This is a genomic window from Streptomyces sp. CA-106110, assembly GCF_050936285.1.
In the GTDB taxonomy this organism is placed as follows: Bacteria; Actinomycetota; Actinomycetes; order Streptomycetales; family Streptomycetaceae; genus Streptomyces.
Window position 1 is genome coordinate 6,838,882 of record NZ_JBNJNB010000001.1, and the last position, 22,069, is coordinate 6,860,950.

A 22,069-nucleotide genomic window follows, 5' to 3' on the forward strand; every position below is an offset into this window, starting at 1 on the left:
CAAACGTATGCTCGGAGGATGACGACTTCCGCGTCCTCCGGAACCGGTCCCACCGAGAACTCACTGCGCCGCGCCCTGAAACGTGCCCGTGACGGTGTCGCGCTGGACGTCACCGAGGCCGCGGTGCTGCTCCAGGCCCGCGGCGCGGACCTGGACGACCTGGCCGCCTCGGCCGCCCGGGTGCGCGACGCCGGGCTCCGGGCCGCGGGCCGGCCCGGAGTCATCACGTACTCGAAGAGCGTCTTCATCCCGCTGACCCGGCTGTGCCGGGACAAGTGCCACTACTGCACCTTCGTCACGGTGCCCGGCAAGCTGCGCCGGGCGGGGCACGGGATGTTCATGTCTCCGGACGAAGTCCTCGACATCGCCCGCAAGGGGGCGGCGCTGGGCTGCAAGGAGGCGCTGATCACCCTCGGGGACAAGCCGGAGGACCGCTGGCCCGAGGCGCGCGAATGGCTCGACGCGCACGGGTACGACGACACGATCGCCTACGTGCGGGCCGTCTCCATCCGGATCCTGGAGGAGACGGGCCTGCTGCCGCACCTCAACCCCGGGGTGATGTCGTGGACGGACTTCCAGCGCCTCAAGCCGGTCGCGCCGTCCATGGGGATGATGCTGGAGACCACGGCGACCCGGCTGTGGTCCGAGCCGGGCGGCCCGCACCACGGCTCCCCGGACAAGGAGCCGGCGGTCCGCCTGCGGGTCCTGGAGGACGCCGGGCGTTCGTCGGTGCCCTTCACCTCGGGCATCCTGATCGGGATCGGTGAGACGTACGAGGAGCGGGCCGAGTCTCTGTTCGCGCTGCGCAAGGTGGCGCGGGCGTATCACGGCGTCCAGGAACTGATCATCCAGAACTTCCGGGCCAAGCCGGACACGGCGATGCGGGGCATGCCGGACGCGGAACTGGACGAGCTGGTCGCCACGGTGGCCGTCGCCCGGCACATCATGGGCCCGGCCGCCTGTCTGCAGGCCCCGCCGAACCTGGTCGACGGCGAGTACGAGCGGCTGATCGGGGCCGGCATCGACGACTGGGGCGGGGTGTCCCCGCTGACCATCGACCATGTCAATCCGGAGCGGCCCTGGCCGCAGATCGAACGACTGGCCGAGCGGTCCCGCGCTGCCGGGTTCGAACTGCGTGAACGGCTCTGTGTGTACCCGGAGTTCGTGCAGCGCGGAGAGCCGTGGCTGGATCCGCGGCTGCTGCCGCACGTCCGGGCGCTGGCCGATCCGGAGACGGGGCTGGCGCGCGCGGACGCGGTGGTCGAAGGGCATCCCTGGCAGGAGCCGGAGGAGGTGTTCCAGGCATCCGGCCGCACGGACCTGCACCACACCATCGACACCGAGGGGCGGACCGGCGACCGCCGCGACGACTTCGACGAGGTGTACGGCGACTGGGCGGCGCTGCGCGAGGCGGCGGCCCCCGGAATGGCACCCGAGCGCATCGACACCGACGTACGGTCGGCGCTGCGCACGGCCGCCGACGACCCGGCGAAGCTGACCGACGCCGAGGCCCTCGCGCTGCTGCACGCGGACGGTCCCGCGCTGGACGCGCTGTGCCGGGTGGCCGACGACGTCCGTCGCACGATGGTCGGCGACGACGTGACCTACATCGTGACCCGCAACATCAACTTCACGAACGTCTGCTACACCGGCTGCCGTTTCTGCGCGTTCGCGCAGCGCCGCACGGACGCCGACGCCTACACCCTCTCCCTCACGCAGGTCGCCGACCGCGCCCAGCAGGCGTGGGAGGTGGGCGCCGTGGAGGTCTGCATGCAGGGCGGCATCCACCCCGACTTGCCCGGCACCGCCTACTTCGACATCGCGAAGGCGGTCAAGGAACGCGTCCCCGGCATGCACGTGCACGCCTTCTCCCCCATGGAAGTGGTCAACGGCGCCACCCGCACCGGGATGTCGATCCGGGAGTGGCTGACGGCGGCGAAGGAGGCGGGCCTCGACACGATCCCCGGCACGGCGGCGGAGATCCTGGACGACGAGGTCCGCTGGGTCCTGACCAAGGGCAAGCTGCCGGCCGCCACCTGGATCGAGGTGGTGACCACCGCGCACGAACTGGGCATCCGCTCCTCCTCGACGATGATGTACGGCCATGTCGACCAGCCGCGCCACTGGCTGGGCCACCTGCGCACCCTCGCCCGTATCCAGCAGGAGACCGGCGGGTTCACCGAGTTCGTCACCCTGCCCTTCATCCACACCAACGCCCCCGTCTACCTGGCGGGCATCGCCCGCCCCGGCCCGACGATGCGCGACAACCGCGCCGTCACGGCCATGGCGCGCCTCCTGCTGCACCCCCACATCCCCAACATCCAGACCAGCTGGGTCAAGCTCGGCACCGACGGCGCCGCGGAGATGCTCCGCTCGGGCGCCAACGACCTCGGCGGCACTCTCATGGAAGAGACCATCTCCCGTATGGCCGGCTCCCGTTACGGCTCCTACAAGTCCGTCAAGGACCTCGTTTCGGTGGCGGAGACCGCGGGCCGCCCGGCGAAACCGCGCACGACGCTGTACGGCGAGGTCCCGGAGGAACGGCAGCGGGCGGCCGCGGCATCGGACGGCCACCTGCCCGAACTGCTCCCTGTGCTGGGCGACTGAGAAGCGGCGCTATGCGGCATCTGCCGGGGCCGCTCCCGGCAGATGCGTCACCAGGAGGGCCACCCCGGAGAGGACGACCACGCGGGTGGCCGCGTCCAGTCCGTTCGACGTCTTGGACTGCCACATCGCGAACCATTCGCCGCCTATCGCGATGAACCCGGCGCCGAACAGCAGCAGGAGCATCAGCAGGCCGACGGTGGACAGCTGCCGGGCGCGGGGGTGGCGGCGGGCCCAGAGAAACGTCGCGGCGATCAGGAGCAGAGCCGCGAGCGACTCCCAGACGATGATCGCGACGTACGCGGCGTCCTCCCATGCGTGCGAGGTGACGGCGCGCCACATCAGGTCGTCGTCCTTGAAGGTCGTGTCCATCGCGAGGACATGGCGGACGAACTGCTGGTTGGTGCCGAAGTCGGTGATGTTCCCGAATGCGACGAGCGCCGTGTAGAGGGCGACGGTGGCGGTGAGGAGGGTGGCAGCCAGAGGGAGCGCGGAGGGGATCCGGGATCGCGTGGTGGCCATGATCCCACTATGGAGAGGGCGTTCGGTCGCTTACAGATGATTTTCGGCTGGTCGATCAGGCCCGGGAATGTGGCGCGCCTGACTCTTCGGTGTCCTGAATCGACCGTTCCCATTCTATTACAGTGCTGGACTGTCGGACGTGCGGACGGTGCCGAGAGGAGGCCTGGGTGGGTGCGACAGCCGGTGCCGTCTGGGGCCGCACCGAGCAGCAGGACTTTCGCAGCCGCGTACGCGGGACGGTCCTCGGCGTGGCCGTCGGCGACGCCCTCGGAGCCCTGCTCGAAGGGCTCTCCCTGGAGCAGATCCGTGAGGCGCACGGCCACGAGGGACTGGTCGACCTCGAGTCCGGGTACGGCCGGCCCGGCGCGATCACGCATCTCACCCAGCTCACCCTGTTCTCGGTGGACGGACTCATCCGCGCCCAGGTCCGCCGCGACACCGGCGCCTGGCATCCGCCGACGGATCTGCACCGCGCGTATCTGCGCTGGGCGGCGACCCAGCGGGACTGGGGACCCGACGAGCGCCGCAAGGACGACGGCTGGCTGGCCCGCGAGGAGTGGCTGTACGCCCGCCGCTCCCCGGACCGGGCCTGTCTGCTCGGCTTCGGCGACGAGTCCATGGGAACCCTGGAGGCCCCGAAGAACCCCGGCGAGCCGGGACCGGAGGCGGCCGCACGTTCGGCGCCGTTCGGGCTGCTCGTCGGCTGGGAACCGCAGCTGGTGATGCAACTCGCGGCCGAGTGCGCCACACAGACGCACGGGCACCCCACGGCCTACCTCGCGGCGGGCGCGTACGCCGTGATCGTGCATGCCCTGGCCCGCGGCGAGACCCTGGACGCGGCCGTGCAGCGAACCCTCGGACTGCTCGCCCCACGGCCCGGGCAGCAGCCGGTCGCCGACGCGTTGCAGCACGCGCTGGGGGCGGTGCGGCAGGGTATGCCCACCCCCGCGCGGATCGAGGAGCTCGCCGGGACCGGTACGGCCGAGGGGGCACTGGCCGTCGCCGTGTACTGCGCGCTGGTGGGGGAGGACGTCCGGCACGCACTGCGCCTCGCGGTGAACCACGGCGGGCCGTCGGCGGCGACAGGGGCGCTGACGGGCGGACTGCTCGGTGCCCTGTACGGCGAGACGGCCCTCCCGCCGGCCTGGCTGGTCGAGCTGGAGGGCCGTCCCACGATGCTCGTGCTGGCGGACGACTTCGCCATGGAGATGACGCAGGGCGCCGCGCTCCACGGCCCTACGGGGTCCTCGCCGGGGTGGCTCGGGCGGTATCCCCGGGCGTAGGCACCGCCCGGGGCCGCGCCCCCGCCCTAGACGCCCGAAGGGGTCGTCGTCGTGCCCTGGGCCGGCACGGCCGCCGTCGCGCCGTCGTCGTCGGTGTTCAGCTGGTCGATGACCGCGTCCCGTTCCGGGGTGTCCTCCGGCCGCACCAGGCCGATCACGATGTACAGGACCAGCGAGATCACCATCGGCAGCGCCACCTGGTACTCCAGCTTCACATCCGTGCGCTGGGAGAAGTCCAGGTGGTAGTTGACGAAGAAGAACGCCAGCAGACCGGCCGCCCAGCTGATGAGCGCGGCCGAGGGGCCGGACTTACGGAACGGCCGCAGCAGGCCCAGGATGAACGGGATCGCGATCGGACCCATCAGGCCGGCCACCCACTTGATGACCACCGTGATGATGTCCTTGAACGTGGGCGAGTTGACCTGCGTCGCCACCGCCATGGACAGACCGAGGAAGGCCACCGTGGTGATCCGGCCCGCGATCAGGCCCGTCCGGGTGTTCCACGCCCGCGCCGCCTTCGAGATCACCGGCACCACGTCCCGGGTGAACACCGCCGCGATCGCGTTGGCGTCCGAGGAGCACATGGCCATGGTGTGGGAGAAGAAGCCCACGACCACCAGACCCAGCAGGCCGTGCGGCAGCAGTTGCTCGCTCATCAGGCCGTAGGCGTCCGAGCCGTCCGGCTTCTCGGCCGTGACCAGCAGCGGCGCGAGCCACATCGGGATGAAGAGGATGACCGGCCAGACGAACCACAGGCCCGCCGACAGCAGAGCCGAGCGCGTTGCCTGCTTCGCGCTGCCCGTCGCCATGTAGCGCTGGGCCTGGTTCCACATGCCGCCGTTGTACTCGAACAGCTTGATGAAGAGATAGGAGATGAAGAAGACGGTCAGGTAGGGGCCCGCGAAACCGTGGCCGTGGCCGGCGAGCTTCGGCGAGTCCAGCGCCTTCGACAGGCCGCCCTGGTCGGAGATCTTGTTCAGCGCGATGATCAGCATGGTGAGACCGGCCAGCAACTGGATGACGAACTGCCCCAGTTCGGTCAGTGCGTCCGCCCACAGGCCGCCGATCGTGCAGTACACCGCGGTGATGCCGCCGGTGATGATGATGCCCTGGGTGAGCGAGACCCCGGTGAAGACACTGAGGAGGGTCGCGATCGCCGCCCACTTGGCGCCCACGTCCACGATCTTCAGCAGGATGCCGGACCAGGCCAGCGCCTGCTGGGTGGGCACGTTGTAGCGGTCCTTCAGATACTCCAGCGGCGAGGTCATGTGCATCCGCGAGCGCAGCCGGTTCAGGCGCGGCGCGAACAGCTTGGCGCCGATCAGGACGCCGATGGCGATGGGCAGCGCCCAGGTGACGTAGGACGTGATGCCGTAGGTGTAGGCGATACCGGCGTAACCGGTGAACATCACCGCGCTGTAGCCCGACATGTGGTGCGAGATGCCGGACAGCCACCACGGCATCTTGCCGCCGGCGGTGAAGAAGTCGCTGACGTCGTCGACGCGCTTGTGGGACCAGACACCGATCGCGGTCATCACTCCGAAGTACGCGATCAGGACGGCCCAGTCGAGACCGTTCATGTGCCCCCTCCAGGGGTCCGCCTTGTGAACTTGCAGGTACCGGACGGCACTTCGCCAGTACGCGCACTCGGGCGGCGCCCCCGTGCGGGAGCGGGGGACTTCGGGGATTGAACCGCCGGTCAGGCGGGCGGTCAAGACCCTGGGCGGTCATGGATATGAACGCAGATCAGAAAGCAGAACGATTTTACCTTCTCTTGACCTGTGGGGCGATTGTCGTGCACGTGGCGAGGAACACACCATGAGCGGGCACTTCGCCAGTGGGAGACATCCGATGAATCGGGCTCCGGGATGCGGGTCCCGGGCGGTCCGGAAGGGAGTCGCGGCACGAGCAGGGAGACCCGTTCCGTCCGGTCGTCCGAGGAGTCGGCCGGACTACCGCATGAGTTCGCCGGCGTTCACGAGCAGGGACTGGCCCGTGATCGCCCGCGCTCGGTCCGAGGCCAGGAAGACCGCGGCGTTCGCCACGTCTCCGTCCGTGGCCAGCTCGGGCAACGCCATCCGCTCCGTCAGGCGCCCCTTCACCTCCGCCTCCGGAACGCCCTCGGTATGGGCGGTGAACCGCACGTACGCCTCGACGGGCGGGCCCCACATCCAGCCGGGCAGCACCGTGTTGACCCGGATCCGGTGCGGGCCGAGCTCCCGGGCCAGCGAGTACATCGCGCTGGTCAGTGCGCCCTTCGAAGCCGCGTAGGCCGCCTGCTGCACCTGGGAGGGCGCCGCGACGGACGACTGGGTGCCGATGAGGACCACCGAGCCGCCGCACCTCTTGAGGCCCGGCAGGCACGCCCGTGTCATGCGCAGGGTGCCGAGCAGATTCACGTCGATGACCGCGTGCCAGGTGGCGAAGTCGGCGTCCTGAAGGCCGCCGAAGTAGCTGTCCCAGGCGGCGACGTGGACGACCGCGTCGATCCGCCCGAACTGCTCCAGCGCCAGCGCGGCGAGCGCCTCGCACTGCGCCTCGTCGGTGATGTCCGTCGTCCGGTACGCGGTGTTCACGCCGTCCGGGTCGAGTCCGGCCGCGGTCTTGGCGAGATGCTCCTCCGTGCGCGCCCCGAGCACCGCGTTGCCGCCGTCCCGCACCACGGCCGCCGCGACCTGGTGGCCGAGTCCGGCACCGACCCCCGACACGACGACGGTCCTGCCCTGCAGCAGTGGCATCGCAGGCCTCCCGGACTCTGGCGGATTTTCTGACGGAGCGTCAGAGTATGGGCGGACGGCGGAGGAAGGAAGGGGAGCGGCATGAGTGAGGAGACGCGCAGCGAGATCTACGCCGAACTGGCGGCCCTGGGGCCCTATGGCGCCCGCGCGGGCCATGCCCTGATCACGATGGTGGAACCGCACCCGGGGCACGAGTACGCGTACAACCGCTGGTACGAGGACGACCACTACTACGCCGGCGCGATGGCCATGCCGTGGATGTTCGCGGGCCGCCGTTGGGTCGCCACCCGGGAACTGCAACTCCTGCGCTATCCGGAGAAGTCGGCGGTGGCGCAGCCGGTGACGGCGGGCTGCTACCTCTCGACGTACTGGGTCACGGACGGCCGCTACGACGACCACATGCGCTGGACGGTGGCCATCAACAAGCGCCTGAACCGCGACGCCCGTGTCTACCGGGACCGCACCCATGTCTTCACGGCGTTCCAGGACCACGAGGCCACCGTGTACCGGGACGGCGCGGCGGGCCCGCGCGACTTCCACGCGCTGGACCACCCCTACGCGGGCCTGGTCCTGGAGGTCGTCGACGCGGACGGGCCCGGGGAACGTGCCACGCTGCTGGAGTGGCTGCGCACCCGCCACCTCCCGCGCCGCCTCGTGGGATCCCCCGCAGCCATGGTCGCGCTCTTCCGTCCGACCCCGTTGCCGGGCGACCGCATGACGTATGTGAAGCAGGTGGAGGGGGTGGACACGCGCCTGACCCTGCTGTGGTTCCTGGAGGCGGACCCGAGGGAGTGCTGGGAGAGCCACTTCACCGGTCTGGACGCGGCGGTGGCGGAAGGAGGGCTGGGCAGGGTCGAGTTGGTGGCGCCGTTCGTTCCCACGGTGCCGGGAACGGACCGGTACGTGGACGAACTCCGCTGAACCACACGCGCGCCTGCGGCGAGTGGGCGGAAGGGCGCGTCGGTTCCGAGAGGACGAGCGCGCATCGACCCTGACGAAGAGGGCTGGGCACGGTCCGCCTCTCGAAACCGACTCACACGTCCCGGGGTGAGCCGAGCCCTTGCGGAGCAAGAGCGAGCCCCCTCGGCCGGGACGGCGGGCCAGTCGAGAGGGCTGTCGGTGATATCGAGGGGTTGTTGTTTCGGGCGGTGCTACTTGATCGACGCCACGAAGGTGTTCCAGGCGTCGGCGGGGAATGCCAGGACGGGTCCGTCGGGAGTCTTGGAGTCGCGTACGGAGAGGGCCGCCACGGTGGGCGATTTGACCTCCACGCACGCGCCGTTACCCGCCGAGTACGACGACTTGGTCCACGTTTCCGTGGCCCCCTGAAGTACTGCCATGTTCACTCCGGTAGCGAGTTGCTGAGTTGCTGTTCGTCGCGTCACGGGTTCCCAATCGGTGGCCGTGATGCGATTCACGCCAACTTGTTTGACTGGTGGCGTGATCGAAGCTACTCGTCAACATCCCTGTCCGGAGTAGTCGTTCACTCGACCGGATGGCATATTCCAGGCGTGTCTTCCGCCTGAAGGTTGCACTGGTGTAAGATCCGCCGCCCTGGTCCGAGAGGCGCTCAGCGAGCGTATTCCTTGGCCCTGTCCGCGATGAACTGACGGGACTGTTCCACGTTGAGGGCCTGCGCCCGCAGGTGCTCGTACATGACGGCGTACTTCTGCACGTCGTGGGCCTTCTCCAGGTACAGGTCGCTGGTGACGCCCTCGAGGTACACGACGCTCGAGTCGGCCGCGTCGGCGAACTCGAGGATCGCGTACTGGCCGTTGAGCCCGGGATGGGCCCCCACCCCGAACGGCAGCACCTGCACGGTGACGTGCGGGAGCTGGGACATCTCCGCGAGATGCTCCAACTGCTCGCGCATCACGTTGTTGCTGCCCACGACACGGCGCAGCGCGGCCTCGTCCAGGACCACCCACAGGCGGAGCGGGGTGTTCTCGGCGGCGATACGTTCCTGTCGGCGCATCCGCACCTGGACGCGCTTGTCGATGTCGGCCGCCGACGTCTCCGGCAACGCCCCCTGGATGAGCGCCTCCGCGTAGGAGCGGGTCTGCAACAGGCCGGTGATGATCTGGGGTTCGTAGACCCGCAGCGACTCCGCGTCGGTCTCCAGGCCGATGTAGACGCTGTACGGGATGTCACCGAACGCGTGCCACCAGCCCTGCTGACGGGAGTCCCGCGCCATCTCCATCAGCGACTCGACGACACGCTGGTCCTCGACCTCGTAGACCCCGCACAGGTCGCGGACGTCGCGCTGGCTGATGCTGCGGCGGCCGTTCTCCAGGCGGCTGATCTTCGACTGCGAGACGAGCAGCCGTTCCGCCACCTCTTCGGCCGTCATGCCCTTGACTTCACGGAGCCGGCGCAGTTCCTGGCCCAGCCGGCGCCGCCGGACGGTGGGATTGACATTCGACGCCACGGACGCGCACCTCCGGCTGCATGCCTCTACTTTGCGTATCTGCTGCTGAGCAGATTGCCACCAAGGTGCTTTCTACCGCTGGGAAACCCTGGATATGCGGCGTCCGCGCACAACTTGGCAGGTCCTTGGCCGACGCCCGGACCTGGGCACCACGGATGGGCCACGACCACGCGCCGGCGTACGGAGCACCGTGCCGGCCGTTCTCGTCCTGCCTTCGCATGCGGCCGCGCGGGGCGGCGGGACCGTGTCGTCGTCCGGACGTACGGTCTCATCGCCCCGCGCGGGCCGGCGGCTTCCGGACCGGGCCGGTGCTGGTCGGCTCGTCCTGGTCGTGTGCCGGGTGGTGCGGTACCTGCTGTACCGATCCTGCTGGTTCAGCCGGTGGTGGTTGCGCCGTGATCCTGCCGGGTCGTGGGACCGCGGCTCAGTGGGCCACGACGCGCGCCATGGATCCGTGGCTCGGCTGCATCGGAACACCACGAGCGGGTTCCGGTGCGGGCCTTGCGGCGGTGGCCGGGCGGGCGGCCGTGGCCGGCCCTCGGCGCGGCTGCGCGACCGCTCCGTTCTGGACGTCCATCACGGCGTGCGCCACGAGGCCGCCCATGGGGTCGTGCCGGATCAGGTCCCGCAGCCGGGAACGGGACGAGCGTCCCTCGTTGCCCGGATACAGGTGCTTGCCGAGACCGACCGCATGGGCCAGTGCGGCGAGCGCCGCGGTCCGCGGGTCCGGCGGTACGCCGGTGCGGATCGCGGAATCCAGCCGGGCCCTGATCTCCCGGCTGATGGCGGTGTCCGTCGCCTGGTACCGGGTCGTCGGCAGCACCCCGCACATCTGGCCTGGCACGGCCTGGACCATGCCGCACCGCTCCAGATGCGAGAGATAGATCTGGCGCAGCCCTAGACGTGGCCCGCCGATCCAATGGACGGCCCGCACCGGAGCGCCGCGCCGTCGCAGCAACTCCAACGCGCAGTCCAAAGTTGGATCTCCAGTCGGCCGTGGCACCACCACGGCGATACGATCCCCGTCTGGGGCTATCCGTCCGGCCAGCGCCAGCTCCACTAGCTGTGCTCCGGCCAGACCGAGGTCGAGCGACTGCGGCTGTGCAGTGGTACCCGTCGTCGGGTCCAGTGCCAGCAGCAGAAGCTCCTCCGGAATTGTTCTGCGGCTCCTGCCCATCCATGCCTCCCCGCGTGGATGAATGACAGGGTGACCCCTCTCACATTGGTCTGTCGAGGGTGCGTGACCGGAATGTAGTGGAACCGGTAGGTATGTCGTTCTCGTCTACCGCGGGGGTCAACCCCTCACACAGGACACTGGTACATGGTTCGGACAGCTGTGTCCGGGCGGCGATTCACTGTTCGGCGAGACGCGCGGGTGCGTGCGTGGCACAAGGAGGAGGCATCGGTGGCGGGCGAGTCCCCCGACAGGTCGAAGCAGCACGAGTCGTCGGCAGAACCGACGTCGGGGAGCGGGACCGCGGTTCCGGCGTCCGCCAAAGCCGGGGGAGACCCCCGGCTGGCGCTCGCCGGCGAGGCGGTGCGGGTCGACCAGGCGACAGCGGTGTTCTCCTTGCCGCGCGGCTCCGCCCGGACGGCCGTGGACGAGGCCGACCCGGCGTTTGAGGGCGACGGGGCCGACAAGGGCTCCGCCGGGCCGGGCGCGAAGGACGCGGGCCCTGCGAAGGGTTCGGCCGACGGGGGCCGTGAGCGAGCCGCGCTGGCCTCCTGGGTGCGGACCGCGGACGAGGGCAAGACGGAGCACGAGGACGAGGCCGGGTCCGAGGACACGGCCGACGATGCCCGTGAGGGTTCGGACCCCGGCGCCAAGTCGGAGGCTGCCGAGGGCGGTTCCGGCGGCGCAGGGGAGACCTCCACCGCGAAGGCAGGGCCTGAGCCGGCCGAGGAGACCGGGAACGCGTCGTCCCCGAAGGCCGCGCGCAAGCCCGAGGAGGCCGCCGAGGGCGCGGACACCGAGGACCGGGACACTGCCGGGTCCGGGGGCGAGGACGCGGAGGGTGAGGCCGGGACGAAGTCCGGCGGCGCCTCCGGCACCGAGGAGACCGCCGAGCGGGGCGCCGAGGACGCGGAGGGCGCCGAGGACGCGGCCGGGGACGAGGACTCCGGGGACGAGTCCGGGGGCGAGGACGCGGAGGGTGAGGCCGGGACGAAGTCCGGCGACGCCTCCGGCACCGAGGAGACCGCCGAGCCGAGCGACGAGGACGCCGAGGACGCGGTCGGGGCTGAGGACGAGGCCGAGGACGTGGCGACCCGTGACGCCGGTACCGCTTCCGGTGGTTCCGTCGCGGCCGACGCCGGGTCTGCCGCGTCCGAGACCGAGGACGAGGAAGCCCCCGAGGCGGAGTCCGAGGACGAGGACCCGGACGCCGCCGGGACCGAGGGCGGCTCCGCGGCCGAGACCGGCTCCAAGTCCGGGGCCGGGGAGGGTTCCACCGCCGACGCTCCCTTCGTGGACCAGCCCACCGCGATCTTCAAGGTGCAGCGGCCCGCCGTGGACCAGCCGACGACCATGCTGAAGCTGGGTGGCGCCAAGCCGGCCGACAAGGACGCGGGTGAGGCTGAGGACGGGGCTTCGGGCAAGGGCGAGGCGGCTGCCGCGAAGCCGGCGGTGGATCAGCCGACGACCATGCTCAAGTCGGGCGGTGCCAAGCCGGCCGACAAGCCCTCGGACAAGCCCGCAGACGAGGCGGAGGACGAGGCGGCCGCCGGGAAGCCGGCCGTGGATCAGCCCACGACCATGCTCAAGCTGGGTGGGGCCAAGCCCTCCGCCAAGCCCGCGGGCAAGACCGACAAGCCCGCTCCCGCCGAGGATCAGGCCGAGCCCGCCGACTCCGAGCGCACCAGCAAGTTCGTCGCGCTGAAGCCGCTGGACGAGCCGGCGCCGGCGAAGCCGAAGCCCGCCCTCAGCCCCGCCGAGGCGACCACCGCGCTGCCCCGGGTCGGCCCCGAGCGCACCGCCCAGCAACCTCTGCCCCCCAAGCCGCCGCTGGACCTGCTCGCCGAGCTGACCAACACCCCGCCGCCGCCGGAGACCCCGGTGCGCACCGTCCTGCGGCGGATCAAGATCTGGACGCCGCTCGTCGTCCTGCTGCTGATCATCTTTGCGATCGTGCAGGCGGTACGCCCGCTGCCCGCGGGCTCCCTCGCGCTGACCGCCGACGAGACGTACACCTTCGGCGGCGGCAAGCTCGACCTGCCCTGGCCGGGGCAGGGCCAGTCGGCGATCGAGGTCCAGGGTGTCGGCGTGATCGGCACCGAGGGCAGCCAGAGCCCGAAGCCCATCGCGAGCGTCGCCAAGATCATGACGGCCTATGTGACGCTCCAGGAGCACCCGCTCAAGGGGAACGAGGGCGGCCCGACGATCACCGCGGACCAGCAGGCCGAGGACGAGTCCAAGAACGAGGACGAGTCGACGGCGGCCATGAAGAAGGGCCAGAGGTTCAGCGAGCGGCAGATGCTCCAGATGCTGATGATCCCGTCCGGGAACAACGCCGCGCGTCTGCTGGCCCGCTGGGACTCCGACAACAAGACCTTCGTCGGCAAGATGAACGCCGCCGCCAAGAAGCTCGGCATGACGAAGAGCACGTACACGGACCCGAGCGGTCTGGACAAGACGACCGTGAGCACCGCCGTCGACCAGATCAAGCTGGCCAAGGCGGTCATGCAGAACGAGGTGTTCCGCGGCGTCGTCGGGATGGCCAAGGCGGAGATCCCGGGCCTGGACCAGCCGATCTACAACAACAACGACCTGCTGGTGAAGCAGGTGGGAGTGATCGGCCTGAAGACCGGTTCGTCGACCCCGGCCGGCGGCAACCTCGTCTGGGCGGCCACCAAGGTGGTCGACGGCAAGACGCAGACGGTCTACGGCGCGGTCCTCAACCAGGACGCCCACACCGGCCGGGTCTGGGACAGCCTGCAGCTGGCGCTGACCAACAGCCAGAAGCTGATCGACAAGGTCCAGCAGAGCCTGACGACCGCGATGGTCGTGAAGAAGGGCCAGGTCGTCGGGTACGTGGACGACCAGCTCGGCGGGAAAACCCCAGTGGTCGCCACGAAGAACATGACGGCCGTCGGCTGGCCGGGCCTGAAGACCGGCATCTCCATCAGCGACGGCGGCAAGGCGATCCCGCACGAGGCGAAGACGGGCACGGTCGTCGGCGAGCTGAAGGTCGGCGACGGTTCCAGCCACGCGGTGACCATCCCGGTCGCCGTGCAGAAGGACCTCACCGAACCGGGGTACGGCGCGAAGTTCACCCGGTTGGGCTGATCCTCCCTGCCGGACGTCGGTACGGCGCGGCGCACCCCGCCCACGGAGCCCCCACCCGGGAGCCCGTCGGCGGGGTGCGTGCTAGCGTCGCGAGACCGGGGCAGGTCGCACCTCGCGCACCTGGCCCGGGACGGACGCCCGAGGGAATCCTGATGGAACGGTGTCGGAACTCTTTCGGGTCCGGACACGGGGAGGTACGGAACCGGACCCGGGGCGGGAACAGAAGACGGGACACGGGGAGTGCCTTCAGGTGGCCACAGCGGAGCCGACACACGCCGACGACGGCGATCCGGGCCGTCCTCCGGGCGGGGCAGCGGGCCCGCGAATACCACCGGGCGCCTCCGATGCCGACGGGATGCGCCGGTCCGCCGCCCCGGCCGCGGCTGACGGCACCAGGGCGCGTTCCGCGAACACGGCCTCCGGCGACGGCCCCCGCCCTCCCGCATCGGGCACGGCACCCGAAGACGGCCCCGAACCGCCGGCAGGCGGTACGGCGCCGGCCTCGCGGCTGCGCGCTCTGCTCGCCCGGATGAGGTCGTCCGGGCCGGCGGATCTGGCCCGCCGCCATCCCGCCCTGACGGTCACGGTGCTCGCCGGAGTGCTTCACCTCGTCTGGTTCTTCACCTTCGCGAACAGCGGAGGCGACCTCGCCGCGCAGGACGCGTGGGCGGAGTTCGTGGGCCGGCATCCGGACTCGGCGTACAACCTCGCCTGGTACGGCGGCATGCACCCGGTGTCGTACAGCGTGGTGTCGCCGTATCTGATGTCGGTCCTCGGCGTCCGTACGACGATGATGGTCGCCGGGACGATCTCGGCCGGGCTGCTGACGCTGATCCTCATCCGCAGCCGTGCGGTCCGCGAGCCGTGGTGGCCGGCCCTGGCCGGAGTGTTCGGGCTGCTCTGCAACGCCATCTCGGGGCGTGTGACGTTCGGGCTGGGCACGATGTTCGCGCTGGGTGCGACGGCGGCCGTCTTCTGCTGGCCTCACCGGTGGCGGTACAAACGCTGGGCGAAGGCGCTGTGCGCCGCGGCGCTGGCCGCCCTGGCCACCATGTCGTCCCCGGTGGCCGGCCTCTTCCTCGGACTGGTCGCGGTGGCGCTGTTCCTGGAGAGGCGGCGCCCGGGAGCGTGGGCGCTGGGTCTGGCACCGACCGTCGTGGTCGCCGTGTCGGCCTGGCTCTTCCCCTTCTCCGGCACCCAGCCCATGACGTGGGCGTCCGCGCTCCTGCCCTTCCTCTATGCGGTCCTGGTCTCCCTCCTGGTCCCGAAGGAGTGGAAGACGCTACGGATCACGTCGGCGGTGTACGGGCTCTCCGTCCTGCTGGTCTGGGTGATCAGCTCGCAGATCGGCTCCAACATCACCAGGCTCGCGATGCTGTTCGCGGGGGTGGCGCTGGTCGCGGCGCTGCCGTTCGCCGTGCCGCGCAGCCGGAAGTGGTACGCCGTCGTCCTCGCGCTCGTCGGTTTCGCCGGCTGGATCGGATTCAAGACGGTCGACGACATCGTGCACACGACGCCTGCGGCGTCCTGGGCGCGCGAGCTGGCGCCGCTGGTGAACCAGCTCCAGGTGGTGGGCGCGGAGAGGGGCCGGGTGGAGGTGGTCCCGGCGCGCTCGCACCGCGAGGCGTCGGCGCTCGCCCCGTACGTGAACCTGGCGCGCGGCTGGAACCGGCAGGCCGACATGCAGCGCAACCCGCTCTTCTACGACGACACGCTCAACTCCGCCAACTACCACGCGTGGCTGCAGCGCTGGGCGGTGCACTACGTGGTGCTGCCGAAGGGGGAGCCGGACGGCGACGGCGGCGAGCGCGAGAGGGAACTCGTCCAGCGGGGCATGCCGTATCTGAAGCAGATCTGGGGCGACGCGAATTGGCAGCTGTTCGCGGTGACCGACCCCACGCCGCTGGCAGATCCGCCGGCCCTCGTCGACCGCGCGGAGCAGGGCGAGCTGACCATCGAGGTGAAGAAGGCGGGCCGGGTGCTCATCCGGGTCCCGTACTCGCCATGGCTCGGCCTCGTCGACGCGCAGGGCAAGAGCGTCAAGCCGCCGCAGGAGACGGAGGAGTCCAAGCACCGCGCGGACGGCATGCCGAAGACGTACGACAACGTCAACGGCTGTCTGATGGAGACCGTCCCGGACGCGTCAGGGGACAAGTGGACGGAGCTCGTGGCCCCACACCCGGGTACCTATCGCCTGGCGGCGCCGTACCAGCTGCCGCGGGGGACACCGTGCCCGGAGGAACTGCGCTGAGCGAGCGCAGCTCCTCCGGCCCCGGCTCACCGCACTGGGAACGCCACGTCACACACCGCGTCCTCGGGCCCCGCCGCGTCCCAGTCCGCGAAGTACACCTCCCGGCAGGGCCCGGCGTACTCCAGCCCCTGCTCCGCGATCCACGCCTCCACGGCCTCGAACGCCGCGAGGATCTGCGGATGCACCACCTGTGCCTTGGTGATGCGCGTGTACGCGAGCCGCTGTGCGGGCTCGATCCGTACCTTCGTCTCCCACGTCCGGCCCTGTGCCTCGGTCCAGGCCCGCGCGGCCTCCGGGTCCGCCACCGGCACGCAGGCCTCCGCGGGCCCGTCGCTCTCCTGCGAAACCTCCGCGTGGTAGACGACGAACGGTGCCCCGGTCGTCCCGCCGCACCCCCGCGCCGCATCCTCCAGCCGCCCCAGTGACGCCCCGATCCACGCCGGCAGCTCGTCCACCAGCGTGTGCCGCGTCTCGGTGATCAGCACCTGCTCGGGCACGTCCACCGTCCCGATCTCGAACTTCCCGTACATCTCGGAGCTCCTCCCCGACAGTCGTCCACGGAGGTACTCGGCGAGGGTCCGCTGTGCAGCGATCCGCACCTCCACGCCGGCCCAGTAGCCGGCGAGCATGGCGGAGGCCCGTACACCGTCCGACTCACGTGCCGTGAGCACTTCGGCCACCTGAGCGAGCGGCATGTCGAGCCGGCGCAGCAGGGCGACCAGACGGGCGCGCTCGACCTGGTCGGCCCGGTAGTAGCGGTAGCCGCTGGCCTCGTCGACGTACGCGGGCGCGAGCAGGCCGAGCCGGTCGTACAGCCGCAGCGCCTTCGCCGACAGCCGTGCACGGGCAGCGAAGGCGCCGATGGTCAGCAGATCGTTCCTCACCCTGTCATCCTCCGTCACCGGGCGCCTTCCGCCCGGTGACGGGGACGCTCCCGCTTGCCCCAGGGGCAAGGTCAAGGAGGGGCGGGACGCGGGACGTCAGGCGATGGCCTTCTCCACAGCGGCCACGATCTCCGCCGACTCCGGCTCCGTCTGCGGCGAGAAGCGGGCGGCGATCCGGCCGTCCTTGCCGATCAGGAACTTCTCGAAGTTCCAGCGGATGTCCCCGGTGTGGCCCTCGGTGTCCGCGAAGCCCACGAGGCCATCGTAGAGGGGGTGCCGCCCCTCCCCGTTCACCTCGATCTTCTCGGTCATCGGGAAGGTCACGCCGTACGTCGCCGAGCAGAACTCCGCGATCTCCTCGGCGCTTCCCGGCTCCTGCCCGAGGAACTGGTTGCAGGGCACCCCGAGCACGGTGAAGCCCAGCGGCGCGTACCGCTCCTGCAGGCGCTCCAGGCCCGCGTACTGCGGGGTCAGCCCGCACTTGGAGGCCACGTTCACCACGAGGACGGCCTTGCCGGCGTACTGGGACAGGTTCGCGGAGCCGCCCTGCAGGGCGCCGATCTCGATGTCGAGGAGGGGGCTGCCGGTGTTGTCTGTAGTCGTCATGGAGCGGATGCTAACTCCGCTCCATGACGACCCAGGACAACGGACCCGGCCCGGCGGATCCGGGACCGCCGGCAGCGGGCTCAGGCTCCGGTGTTCCGGCCCTCGTCCCCGGGCGCGGGTACCGCCGGTGCCGACAGACGCGGGTCCGCGGGCCGCTGGACCGCGGCGGCCGTGTCCTTGCCGTGCTGTGGCTCCTCCTCGTGCCCGAGCTTGCGGGCCGCCCGGTCGAAGTACCGCAGCAGTTCCACCGGGAACGGCATCACGAGCGTCGAGTTCTTCTCCGCGGCGACCTCCACGACCGTCTGGAGGAGCCGGAGCTGCATGGCCTCCGGGGTGTCCGACATGATGCGCGACGCGTTCGCCAGCTGCTGGGCCGCCTGGAACTCGCCGTCCGCGGTGATGACCCGGGCCCGCCGCTCGCGCTCGGCCTCGGCCTGCCGGGACATGGAGCGCTTGAGGGACTCGGGGAGCTGTACGTCCTTGATCTCGACGCGGTCGATGTGGATGCCCCACCCGGCGGCCGGGCTGTCGATCATCAGAGCGAGCCCTTCGTGCAGCCGTTCACGGTCGGAGAGCAGATCGTCGAGATCGCTCTTGCCGATGATGGAGCGGAGCGACGACTGGGCGACCTGTCCGACGGCGAAGACGTAGTCCTGGACCTCGATGGCGGCCCGCACCGGGTCGGTCACCCGGAAGTACACGACGGCGTCGACCTTCACCGAGACGTTGTCCTTGGTGATGCCTTCCTGCGTGGGCACCGGCATGGTCACCACCTGCACGTTGACCTTCCGCATCCGGTCGGCGAACGGAATCAGGAACGTGACACCCGGCTGCCGGTGCTGCGGCAGCGCCTTCCCCCAGCGGAACACGACACCGCGCTCGACCTGGTTGACCACCCGCATTCCGCTGCGCAGCACGACGAGCGCAAAGACGGCAATCACCACGACCGCGACGACGGTGACTTCCATGGCACTTCACTTCCCTCACAGGGTGCCGAAGAGTGACACCCAAGTGGACATCCACGCACGGATCTTCGGATGCGGAAGCAGCGTCAGGAATTGGTCAAGAAAGCCGACGGCCGGGCTCAGGCGCCATGGCCGCCCCCGGGCGGTCCGAAGGCCGCGGTCGCGGTGAGGGCCGCCCTCGTCTTCCTCGGCGCTCTCACCAGCGCCGTGTTCCTACGAGGGGCCGGGTTGCGTGCGCGGGGACGGCACGCGGCACGGGGCGCCGGGCGGGAGGGCGGGTACCGGGAGGGTTGTCGCCGCCTGGCCGGGCGACCACTGGACGCACATGCCGCCGGTCGCGTTCGCCGGGCCGAGGGTTTGCCCGGTATGGGCGTTCATGTGTGGGGATGTGCCGCTGGTGGCCCGGGCGCTCGACGGGAGGGCGATCGTCAGCACTCCGGCCACGCCGACAGCGGCAACAGCCGTGGTTAGGCGCTTCATTGGAGATCTCCTTCAAGGCGGACGGGAGGATTCGTCCTCAAACGGTTACGCGCCGAAGCGTCCGCCCCCGGGCAACACTCCCGGCCGGGCCCACCGAAGCCACCGGACGGACTATCAGATAAGCGGCCACGCGACCGACTTCAGCCGCCCCCCGATGCCCGCCGCCGGGCCCCGCATCCGGCAGTGACATTTGAGAACTCCGCGGCGCAGGGTGTATGGGGCACCTTCTGTGACAGTCGTGTGCCCCCGAGCAGCAGTAGTCAGGACCAGGGGGAATCCGGCGTGGCCCACGGGCGCCACGTCAGCGGCCCCCCGCGTTCACCGTGTGGCCTGTGGAGCCACGTTTCTTCAGGGTGGGGCATGAGAAGAGAGCACAGCGGCAGACGCGCGCGTCCTGCCGGGTTGAGAACGCGTGCCTGGGTGGCGGTGGGCGCGGTCGTCGCCGGAGGCACCGTGGCGGCGGTGGCCGTCGCGCTGACCGGGCCGGGCGGTGGCGCCGGAGCGTCGGCCGCGCAGGCACCGATCAGGACGCATGTGCACTCGCTCTCGCTGACCGGGACCGACGCGTCGCTCAAGACGCTGCAGGCCAGGTCCACAGCCCCGTTCAGCATGGTGGGCGTCACCTGGGCCGGTGCCCACGCCAAACTGCGCGGCACGGTGGAGGTGCGGACCCGTTCCGCCGCCGACGGCCGGTGGACGCGGTGGCTGGAGATGCAGCAGCCGGACGAGATCCCCGACGCCGCCGAACTGAACCGTCCCGGCGTGCGCGGCGGGATGTCCCCGCTGTGGTCCGGGCCGTCCGACGGCATCCAGGTCCGCGCGAGCGGCGCGCACAGGACGACCGCGCTGCCCGCCGGGCTGCGGGTGGACCTGATCGACCCGGGCAAGGCCCCCAGCAGTGGCGGGAGCAGCACGGGCGCCGGGATGGACCCGGCGGGCTACGCCGTGGACGCGACGGCCGGTGACTCCGCCACTCCGACGGACGACGCCACCGGTACGCCGACGGACACCGGCTCCCCGACCGACACCGCCACCGACAGCCCGAGCGCATCGGACACCACGACTCCGTCGGACTCCGCGTCCCCCTCGGTCGCGACCGGCAGCCCGACGGCGACCGGCTCCGCTTCGCCGTCCACCGCGACCTCCGCCCCCGTCTCCACCTCGCCCAGCGCGTCGGCCACTTCATGGCCGAGCCAGCTCCCGACGCTCGCCCAGGCGTACCCGTCCTGCCCGGCCGGCCCCTCCGCCTCGGCGTCGCCGGCGCCCGACCCGATGCCGGCCGCGACCACCTCGAAGGTCGCCCCGCCGACGGTGGTCAGCAGGGCGGGCTGGGGTGCCGACGAGTGCGCCCGGGAGACGGGCTACCCGACGTACGGCTCGGCGGTGAAGGTGATGTTCGTCCACCACACCGACACCCCCAACGACTACTCCTGCTCGGACTCGCCGTCGATCGTGCGCAGTCTGTACGCCGCGCACCTCAGCCAGGGCTGGCGGGACCTCGGTTACAACTTCCTGGTCGACAAGTGCGGGACCATCTTCGAGGGCCGCTTCGGCGGGCAGGCACTGCCCGTCGTCGGCGCCCAGACGTACGGGTTCAACACCAACAGCATGGGTGTGGCGGCCATCGGCACCTACACCGACCTCAGCGGAGGCGACTCCACGGAGACCACCTACACCGGAGCCGCGCCGAGCACGGCGATGCTGGCCTCCATCGCCCGGATCGCTGCCTGGAAGTTCGGCATGACCGGCGTGGACCCGGCCACCGGTACCGCCTCACTGCCCGAGGGTTCCGCGGACAGTTCCGGCTTCACCCTGGGCAAGACCTACGGGTTCTCCGTGATCTCCGGGCACCGCGACGGCTTCGCCACCGACTGCCCCGGCAATCAGCTCTACCGGGCCCTGTCCACGATCCGCTCCTACGCGGCCGGTCCGGTCAGTGCCGTCACCGTCACCGGGATGTCCGGCGGAGCGGTCAAGTCCGGGACGAAGTACTACACCAAGAGCGCGGCCACGGTCAGCTGGACGACCTCCACACCGTCCGTGCTGATCTCGGGGTTCGACGTCCTGGTCGACGGCAGGACCGTGGCGCACACCTCCGGCTCCGCCCGCTCCGCCACGTTCCCGGTCGCCTCCGGCAGCCACAGCGTCCAGGTACGGGCCACCCACGTCCGTGGATCGACCACGACGTCCGGCGCGATGTCCCTGGTCGGTGACACCACCGCCCCCACCTTCCCGGGTGCTCCCGCCGTGACCGTGCGCACCGGCACGGTCAACTCCACCGCGGTCCCGGTCACGGTGACCTGGAAGGCCGCGGACAGCGCGGCGCTGGCCAAGGTCGTGGCGACCTCGCCCTCGGCGGCCACCTTCGGCCCGACGGTCACCTCCTGGGCGACCAGCGCCAAGCCCGCCGCCTCCGACCTGTTCGCGCTCAAGGCGTACGACGCGGTCGGCAACACCGCCGCCGCCTCCGTCACCCGCAAGCCGAGCATCATCCAGGAGACCTCCACCACCAGGACCGGCACCTGGACCCGTAAGAGCAGCAGCAGCTACCTGGGCGGATACTCCTACAGCTCCTCCTCCGCGAAGGCCTCGATCAGCTGGACCTTCACCGGGCGCTCGGTGGCCTGGATCGTCTCGCGGGCTTCCACTTCCGGCCAGGCGTACGTCTACGTCGACGGCACCAAGGCCGCCACCGTGGACCTCAAGTCCTCCACCACCCAGTACCGGCAGGCGATCTGGACCAAGAGCTGGTCCAGCTCCGGCAAGCACACCGTGAAGATCGTCGTGGTCGGCACCTCGGGCCGCCCCGCCATCACCACGGACGGCATCGCGATCATCGGCTGACCGGCTGACCGGCTGACCGGCTGACCGGCTGACCGGCTGACCGGCTGACCGGCTGACCGGCTGACCGGATGAAGACGGTGAGGGCCAACTCGTGTGGCAGACGCCCCGAGTTGGCCCTTTCGTCATGCCGGTGCCGGCGACACCGCCGCCGCTGCCGACGGTCTGTACCTGCTTCTCGC

16 protein-coding genes are annotated in these 22,069 nt (G+C 70.7%); 6 read left to right on the forward strand and 10 right to left on the reverse strand.

All coding sequences use genetic code 11. The features are described 5' to 3' along the window. Positions 1 to 18: 18 nt before the first annotated feature. Positions 19 to 2,607: a bifunctional FO biosynthesis protein CofGH gene (locus ACQEXA_RS31525; RefSeq protein ID WP_432929237.1), complete on the forward strand. Its 2,589-nt coding sequence runs from the start codon at positions 19 to 21 to the stop codon at positions 2,605 to 2,607. A 9-nt stretch (positions 2,608 to 2,616) separates the two neighbouring features. Here the strand turns inward: ACQEXA_RS31525 and ACQEXA_RS31530 are convergent, their stop codons facing one another. Beyond that, positions 2,617 to 3,126, reverse strand: a complete 510-nt coding sequence (locus ACQEXA_RS31530; protein ID WP_433131750.1) for a DUF2165 domain-containing protein — start codon at positions 3,124 to 3,126, stop codon at positions 2,617 to 2,619. Between the two features lie 167 nt (positions 3,127 to 3,293). Here ACQEXA_RS31530 and ACQEXA_RS31535 point away from each other — a divergent pair, with 167 nt between their 5' ends. Beyond that, on the forward strand, positions 3,294 to 4,409 hold the full coding sequence (locus ACQEXA_RS31535; RefSeq protein ID WP_433131752.1) for an ADP-ribosylglycohydrolase family protein: 1,116 nt from the start codon (positions 3,294 to 3,296) through the stop codon (positions 4,407 to 4,409). 26 nt (positions 4,410 to 4,435) lie between these two features. Here ACQEXA_RS31535 and ACQEXA_RS31540 read toward each other — a convergent pair whose 3' ends face one another. Together ACQEXA_RS31540 and ACQEXA_RS31545 are read right to left on the reverse strand one after the other, a co-directional pair. Continuing rightward, positions 4,436 to 5,989: a sodium:solute symporter family protein gene (locus ACQEXA_RS31540; RefSeq protein ID WP_432929232.1), complete on the reverse strand. Its 1,554-nt coding sequence runs from the start codon at positions 5,987 to 5,989 to the stop codon at positions 4,436 to 4,438. Positions 5,990 to 6,361: 372 nt separating this feature from the next. Next, positions 6,362 to 7,147: an SDR family oxidoreductase gene (locus tag ACQEXA_RS31545; RefSeq protein WP_432929230.1), complete on the reverse strand. Its 786-nt coding sequence runs from the start codon at positions 7,145 to 7,147 to the stop codon at positions 6,362 to 6,364. Between the two features lie 81 nt (positions 7,148 to 7,228). Between ACQEXA_RS31545 and ACQEXA_RS31550 the strand changes: the two genes are divergently transcribed. Next, the gene (locus ACQEXA_RS31550) at positions 7,229 to 8,068 is read left to right on the forward strand and encodes a hypothetical protein (RefSeq protein WP_433131755.1); all 840 of its coding nucleotides are present in this window, start codon (positions 7,229 to 7,231) and stop codon (positions 8,066 to 8,068) included. Positions 8,069 to 8,298: 230 nt separating this feature from the next. Here ACQEXA_RS31550 and ACQEXA_RS31555 read toward each other — a convergent pair whose 3' ends face one another. The 3 genes from ACQEXA_RS31555 to ACQEXA_RS31565 form a co-directional block, all read right to left on the reverse strand. Beyond that, positions 8,299 to 8,487: a DUF397 domain-containing protein gene (locus tag ACQEXA_RS31555; protein ID WP_359394126.1), complete on the reverse strand. Its 189-nt coding sequence runs from the start codon at positions 8,485 to 8,487 to the stop codon at positions 8,299 to 8,301. 230 nt (positions 8,488 to 8,717) lie between these two features. Further along, entirely contained in the window at positions 8,718 to 9,575 is an 858-nt protein-coding gene (locus ACQEXA_RS31560) for a helix-turn-helix domain-containing protein (protein ID WP_432929225.1), read from the reverse strand. 424 nt (positions 9,576 to 9,999) lie between these two features. Continuing rightward, on the reverse strand, positions 10,000 to 10,752 hold the full coding sequence (locus ACQEXA_RS31565; RefSeq protein WP_432929223.1) for a GOLPH3/VPS74 family protein: 753 nt from the start codon (positions 10,750 to 10,752) through the stop codon (positions 10,000 to 10,002). A 228-nt stretch (positions 10,753 to 10,980) separates the two neighbouring features. Here ACQEXA_RS31565 and ACQEXA_RS31570 point away from each other — a divergent pair, with 228 nt between their 5' ends. Together ACQEXA_RS31570 and ACQEXA_RS31575 are read left to right on the forward strand one after the other, a co-directional pair. After that, a complete protein-coding gene (locus tag ACQEXA_RS31570) occupies positions 10,981 to 13,860 on the forward strand; it encodes a D-alanyl-D-alanine carboxypeptidase (RefSeq protein ID WP_433131757.1) in 2,880 nt (959 codons plus the stop codon). Positions 13,861 to 14,110: 250 nt separating this feature from the next. Continuing rightward, entirely contained in the window at positions 14,111 to 16,111 is a 2,001-nt protein-coding gene (locus ACQEXA_RS31575) for an MFS transporter (RefSeq protein WP_432929219.1), read from the forward strand. Between the two features lie 26 nt (positions 16,112 to 16,137). On the opposite strand, the gene ACQEXA_RS31580 is transcribed toward ACQEXA_RS31575, so the two are convergent. The 4 genes from ACQEXA_RS31580 to ACQEXA_RS31595 all read right to left on the reverse strand — a co-directional run bounded on the left by ACQEXA_RS31580 (position 16,138) and on the right by ACQEXA_RS31595 (position 19,046). Further along, entirely contained in the window at positions 16,138 to 16,995 is an 858-nt protein-coding gene (locus ACQEXA_RS31580; protein WP_433131759.1) for a MerR family transcriptional regulator, read from the reverse strand. Between the two features lie 96 nt (positions 16,996 to 17,091). Continuing rightward, complete coding sequence (locus ACQEXA_RS31585) at positions 17,092 to 17,601, reverse strand: glutathione peroxidase (RefSeq protein WP_432929215.1); 510 nt, start codon at positions 17,599 to 17,601, stop codon at positions 17,092 to 17,094. An 80-nt stretch (positions 17,602 to 17,681) separates the two neighbouring features. Next, positions 17,682 to 18,569, reverse strand: coding sequence for a slipin family protein (locus ACQEXA_RS31590; protein ID WP_432929213.1), 888 nt, complete (start codon positions 18,567 to 18,569; stop codon positions 17,682 to 17,684). 210 nt (positions 18,570 to 18,779) lie between these two features. After that, positions 18,780 to 19,046 (reverse strand): hypothetical protein, encoded by a 267-nt coding sequence (locus ACQEXA_RS31595; RefSeq protein WP_433131761.1) that lies wholly within the window; start codon positions 19,044 to 19,046, stop codon positions 18,780 to 18,782. A gap of 402 nt (positions 19,047 to 19,448) precedes the next feature. Between ACQEXA_RS31595 and ACQEXA_RS31600 the strand changes: the two genes are divergently transcribed. Further along, positions 19,449 to 21,890, forward strand: a complete 2,442-nt coding sequence (locus ACQEXA_RS31600) for an N-acetylmuramoyl-L-alanine amidase (protein WP_433131763.1) — start codon at positions 19,449 to 19,451, stop codon at positions 21,888 to 21,890. The last annotated feature ends 179 nt before the right edge of the window (positions 21,891 to 22,069 follow it).

Bases quoted from the DNA above. Each gene is read 5' to 3' on its own strand.
- ACQEXA_RS31525 (WP_432929237.1), top strand. From the start codon at position 19: ATGACGACTTCCGCGTCCTCCGGAACCGGTCCCACCGAGAACTCACTG.
- ACQEXA_RS31530 (WP_433131750.1), bottom strand. From the start codon at position 3,126: ATGGCCACCACGCGATCCCGGATCCCCTCCGCGCTCCCTCTGGCTGCC.
- ACQEXA_RS31540 (WP_432929232.1), bottom strand. From the start codon at position 5,989: ATGAACGGTCTCGACTGGGCCGTCCTGATCGCGTACTTCGGAGTGATG.
- ACQEXA_RS31545 (WP_432929230.1), bottom strand. From the start codon at position 7,147: ATGCCACTGCTGCAGGGCAGGACCGTCGTCGTGTCGGGGGTCGGTGCC.
- ACQEXA_RS31550 (WP_433131755.1), top strand. From the start codon at position 7,229: ATGAGTGAGGAGACGCGCAGCGAGATCTACGCCGAACTGGCGGCCCTG.
- ACQEXA_RS31555 (WP_359394126.1), bottom strand. From the start codon at position 8,487: ATGGCAGTACTTCAGGGGGCCACGGAAACGTGGACCAAGTCGTCGTAC.
- ACQEXA_RS31565 (WP_432929223.1), bottom strand. From the start codon at position 10,752: ATGGGCAGGAGCCGCAGAACAATTCCGGAGGAGCTTCTGCTGCTGGCA.
- ACQEXA_RS31585 (WP_432929215.1), bottom strand. From the start codon at position 17,601: ATGACGACTACAGACAACACCGGCAGCCCCCTCCTCGACATCGAGATC.
- ACQEXA_RS31590 (WP_432929213.1), bottom strand. From the start codon at position 18,569: ATGGAAGTCACCGTCGTCGCGGTCGTGGTGATTGCCGTCTTTGCGCTC.
- ACQEXA_RS31595 (WP_433131761.1), bottom strand. From the start codon at position 19,046: ATGAAGCGCCTAACCACGGCTGTTGCCGCTGTCGGCGTGGCCGGAGTG.